Raw genomic sequence first — 2752 nt, forward strand, 5'->3', positions numbered from 1 at the left:
CGCCCGCCCGGCCGCTCCGAAGGGCGCTCGCCCCGCAGTGCGCAGCACGGAGGGTGGTCCAGTGAGCGATCAACCCGCCGACCTGCCCGACGACAAGGCGCCCAGGGCCCCCGCCCAGCAGGCGCGCAACCCGCTGCACGGCCTGACGCTCGAAGCCATCGTCACCGCGCTGGCCGATCACTACGGCTGGGACGAACTCGGGCACCGCATTCCCATCCGCTGCTTCAACGTGGACCCGAGCGTGGGCTCCAGCCTGAGGTTCCTGCGCAAGACGCCGTGGGCGCGCGAGAAGGTGGAGGGGCTCTACCTCTTCATGCTGCGCGAAGAGCGTCGCGCCGGCCGCGGCTGATGTGCAGCGGGGCGCCGCCGCCTTCAGTGCGCGGACGCTTTTGAGAAGACGTTGAGCACCACCACGCCGGCGACGATCAGGCCCATGCCAACCAGGCCGGCCGCGTCGATCTTCTGGCCATAGGCCACGTAGGCGGCCAGGGTGATGAGCACGATGCCCAGGCCCGACCACACCGCGTAGGCCACGCCCACCGGGATGTGCTTGAGCACCAGCGACAGGCAGTAGAACGCCACCGCATAGCCCAGCACCACCACCACGGCCGGCAGCAGGCGGGTGAAGCCCTCGCTGGCCTTGAGTGCGGTGGTGCCGATCACCTCGGCGGTGATGGCGATGGCCAGCAGCAGCCAGGCGTTCACAGCACGACCTCCGTCACATCGATCGGCAGGCCGTCCACAAACACCTTGAGCTCGTTGGGCGTGAAGGCGGTCCAGGGCTCGTTGTCGGTCAGCGGCTGCGTGACGATGACCGCCGCCCGGTCGCCGGGCTGGTTGAGCTGGGCGAAGTCCACCGTCCAGTCCTGGTCCTTGAGCGTGGCCTGCGTGAAGGGGTGCTGGCGCACCAGCCAGTGCAGGTGCGTGCTGCAGTGCGCCCACAGCGCTTCGCCGTTGGACAGCAGGCAGTTGAAGGTGCCAAAGCGCCGCACCTGCGGCACCAGCTCGCGCAGGGTCAGCGTGAGTTCGGCCACGCTGGGCAGGTCGGCGTGCGACTTGGCCAGCTCCTGCATCAGCCAGCAGAAGGCGCGTTCGCTGTCGGTGTCGCCCACGGGGCGGAACTGCGCGTGCAGGTGCGGGTGGTAGTCCTTGAGGTCGCCGTTGTGGGCGAACACCCAGTGTCGGCCCCAGAGCTCGCGCGTGAACGGGTGGGCGTTTTCCAGGCTCACGCGGCCCACGGTGGCCTTGCGCACGTGGGCGATGATGTTGCGGCTCTTGAGCGGGTAGCCGCGCAGGAAGGCCGCCACGGGCGACTCGGCCGCGCTCTGCTGGTCCACGAACAGGCGCAGGCCTTTGCCTTCAAAGAAAGCGATGCCCCAGCCGTCGGCGTGGTGGTCGGTGGCGCCCCCGCGCTGGCAAAAGCCGGTGAAGCTGAAGGAGGCGTCGGTGGGGGTGGCGCAGTTCAGGCCGAGCAGTTGGCACATTCGGAATCCCCCCTGCGCCGCTGCGCGGCTTCCCCCCTTGGAAGGGGGGACCGCACCAGTGGCCCGGCGAAGCCGGTTCCACGGTGCGTGCTGGAGGGGGCGCGTTCCCCGCTCCGGCGCCGTGCCTCGGTTGTGAGGCGCTGTGTGTTGGAGCGCCTATTGTCCGGCAGTCTGGTCGATTCCCACGGGGACCGCTTGTGCGAAATCGGTCGGATCCACCGCGGGTTCAGGTCGCGTTGGGGTCCGCGCGCAAGCGCCAGGCGGCGATGAGGGCCAGGCCGCAGAGGGTGGCGAGCATGAGGAAGGTTTCGTCGAAGGCGGCGAGGCGGGCGGTCTGGTCACCCCCGCCGAGCTGGGCGCCGTGCGCGGCCAGGCGCCATTCGAGCACGATGCCGCACAGGCTCACGCCCGCGGCGCCGCCGAGCATGCGCAGGAAGTTGATCACGCTCGACCCCTGCGGGATGAGGTGCCGCTCCAGCCCGCGCATGGCGCCGGTGTTGAGCGAAGGCAGGATGAAGCCCAGGCCGATGCGGCCCAGGATGGCCCAGGCCACCAGCAAGGTGGCGGTGCGCGTGGCGTCGCGCCCGTCGATGGTCAGCATCAGCGCGAACGACGCGGCCAGCAGCGCCAGCCCCAGGCTCACCAGGCGGTGCGTGGGTTGCCGGTCCGACAGGCGCCCGACCACCGCGATGGTGATCGCCAGCAGCAGCCCGGCCGGCAGCAGCACCGTGCCCACGAACGACGGCGACAGGCCCAGCCCCATCTGCATGTAGACCGGCAGCAGGTAGGTCGATCCGAACAGCGCGGTGCCGTAGATCACCGCCACGATGCTGCCCATGGCAAAACGCCGGTCCTTGAACAGCGAGAGGTTCATCAGCGGGTCGCTGCCGGTCTCGGGCCCGCGCCGGCGCGCGCGCAGCATGCGCCGCTGCAGCACCACGAAGCCCAGCACGACCAGCGCCGCCACGCCCAGCAGCGCCACGCCCAGCGCGGGCGCATCCCCGCGCAGTTCCACCAGGCCGTTGAGCAGGCACAGCGTGCCCACCGTGGCCAGCAACAGGCCGCGCCAGTCCAGCGCCGCGCCCTGCGGGTTGGCGGCGCCGCCGCCGGGCGCGCTGGTGGAGACGAAGCGTTGCGCCATCCACATCGAGGCCAGGCAGAACGGCACCACCATGAAGAAGATGGAACGCCAGCCGAACCCGTCCACCAGGATGCCGCCGATGCTGGGGCCGATGGCCGGCGCCAGCACCACGCCCATGCCGAAGATG

Annotated in this window: 4 protein-coding genes; 1 reads left to right on the forward strand and 3 read right to left on the reverse strand. The window is 70.6% G+C overall.

What is annotated here, in order from left to right:
• Positions 1 to 61 precede the first annotated feature (61 nt).
• Complete coding sequence (locus tag RMP09_RS08125) at positions 62 to 349, forward strand: VF530 family DNA-binding protein (RefSeq protein WP_409559699.1); 288 nt, start codon at positions 62 to 64, stop codon at positions 347 to 349.
• 23 nt (positions 350 to 372) lie between these two features.
• Here RMP09_RS08125 and RMP09_RS08130 read toward each other — a convergent pair whose 3' ends face one another.
• The 3 genes from RMP09_RS08130 to RMP09_RS08140 all read right to left on the reverse strand — a co-directional run.
• Positions 373 to 705 carry a DMT family transporter gene (locus RMP09_RS08130; RefSeq protein ID WP_310565474.1) on the reverse strand — a complete coding sequence of 111 codons (333 nt, stop codon included), beginning with the start codon at positions 703 to 705 and terminating at the stop codon, positions 373 to 375.
• Positions 702 to 1484, reverse strand: a complete 783-nt coding sequence (locus RMP09_RS08135; protein ID WP_310565475.1) for a class II glutamine amidotransferase — start codon at positions 1482 to 1484, stop codon at positions 702 to 704. Before RMP09_RS08135 ends, RMP09_RS08130 begins: the two co-directional genes overlap by 4 nt.
• Positions 1485 to 1710: 226 nt before the next feature.
• Positions 1711 to 2752 (reverse strand): MFS transporter (locus RMP09_RS08140; protein WP_310565476.1); only part of this gene is annotated, 1042 nt, incomplete at its 5' end.

Source organism: Hydrogenophaga sp., assembly GCF_031426985.1.
Classification (GTDB): Bacteria; Pseudomonadota; Gammaproteobacteria; order Burkholderiales; family Burkholderiaceae_C; genus Hydrogenophaga.